General features: G+C 38.7%; 2 protein-coding genes and 1 pseudogene. 1 reads left to right on the top strand and 2 read right to left on the bottom strand.

Annotation, left to right across the window (positions count from 1 at the left end):
* Positions 1 to 124: pseudogene (locus tag WAM07_RS15250) on the bottom strand (fumarylacetoacetate hydrolase family protein); the annotation flags it as partial.
* Between the two features lie 394 nt (positions 125 to 518).
* Between WAM07_RS15250 and WAM07_RS15245 the strand changes: the two are divergent.
* Positions 519 to 1,517: a hypothetical protein gene (locus WAM07_RS15245; protein ID WP_422168192.1), complete on the top strand. Its 999-nt coding sequence runs from the start codon at positions 519 to 521 to the stop codon at positions 1,515 to 1,517.
* Positions 1,518 to 1,589: 72 nt separating this feature from the next.
* Here WAM07_RS15245 and WAM07_RS15240 read toward each other — a convergent pair.
* Positions 1,590 to 1,798, bottom strand: a 209-nt coding sequence (locus tag WAM07_RS15240) for a hypothetical protein (RefSeq protein WP_422168190.1), incomplete at its 5' end; no start/stop codon positions are given.

Genomic DNA, 1,798 nt, shown 5'->3' with positions numbered 1-1,798 from the left:
CATCTCTAATCACTACAGCCCCCGGTGTCCCGGTTGAGATAATATCACCAGGCAGCAAGGTCATCACCTTGGAATGAAAAGATACGAGATAATCAGGGTCAAACGTCATATTATTAACTTCGTTCGTCAATACGGAAAAACGTATCGTGGCTCTTCCATCAAATCTGGGAGGGCTACTGCTTATAATTGCATGAACAGTAAAAGCTAGTAACAACGAGGACGGCTGCTAGTCTATTCCCTATTATTCAATTGTTAAGAATCAAATACCCTTTATCCTTTCATAATAATGTGTCTCGTTCGTTGGTGGAAGTCGTTTCATAAAACTGAAAATAATACGACGATTTTAGAGAGTCATTAATGGTAACTTTTCATCCCTATATAAATAAAAATAGTTTCCTAGGTGGTATTAGAATAATCAACTTTCTAACTTACAACAGATCCTAAGAAAAAATAATTCATAAAGAGGAAAAATGTAGTAATCTAAGAGTAAGATATAGTAAAGAGAAAGGGGATAAAAGATGTATAAAGGACCTATTTGGCGCAAGATCTCAAGAGCCGCAAGCCTGATTATGAATAACCAGAAAGAAATTTATTTCATATTGGTCACACTCGGCATTATTGGTTCTATAGCCTACGGGGCATTCTTCTATTATGAAATCTCAGACAGTGCCTACGCAGAAAGCCCAAAAACCTTTATTGACTATCTCATTCGCCCATCCCTCCTGGCTCTTTTTGTGGTTGCTATTCTCATTATGTTTACCGTTTTCTTTGCCAGAGTCTTATCCTTATCTGCTTTGAAGAGCTTAACCGTATTTAAACTGGGGGTGGAATTTGGGGAATGGGAAGAAAAAGAACGAGCGATCGCCAGTAACTTCCGATTCACTTCTTCAGTTTTAAAAAACCATGAGGATACGCTCATCAAGTTAGTAAGAGAAAAGAGAACGGCCCTTCCGGATATTGTTGACTATTTGGTTGCTGAATTTAACAAATTAATCAAAGCGACCAAGAATGACATCAAAATGGAAATTGACATCGTCTCTTACTCTCAATTGGAGAATTTTGAACAGAATGTATATGAAGAAATTATCTCTGATCCCTACAGCACGACAAGGTACTACAACTCTGTTTTTGGGCCTTACAACCTTTTACTCGGTGTAGTTGAAAGACCGAACAAAGAAGATACTGTTATTGTGAGAATGAGAAAAGAGAGCGCATACGTGATGGACGAATATGACCGTGAAACACTGGAGAGTCTGCTTGCCTATGCTGTTAACCTGAAAGAAACCTTAGAACTAAGGAAAACGGCGTACCTCCAAGGTGTAATGAATACCGACGAGGCCGAGGTCCCAGCTGAACCCTGGGTATTGGCAAATGCCAATTCACTTCCGGAAAAATTAACAAGCTCTATCAGTAAAGATCAGTCCATGTCTGACGAACATTACTCTTCTCCTGACTTCGAGGATTATGAGAAGACACCGATGTCCATCATGGATCTGTACCACAAACGAAACTGCTAGTTTTTGAGATTACGACAACCTCTACATTTAAGCAGTAAGTCACGCTTATATTACCGTTTTTAGTTGGCTCTATTAAATCTTGAAGTTTAATTTCATATAAACTGCCCTGTCTTGAAAAACTGATCCGCTACTTTTATCAAGAATACATCTGCCTGCGCCTCCTCCTTTCCTCTCTGTTATTATAAAACTAGCAAAATCTTTGCTTGAGTCGAAAAGAATCAGTGCTGAATTTAGCTTCATAATAAACAGGAGGATAAGTAGGAGGTAGCTAGTATGAAAGT

The sequence above is a fragment of the Halobacillus sp. genome, from assembly GCF_049282395.1.
Lineage (GTDB): Bacteria > Bacillota > Bacilli > Bacillales > Halobacillaceae > Halobacillus.
This window is presented reverse-complemented; position numbering and strand designations above follow the sequence as displayed.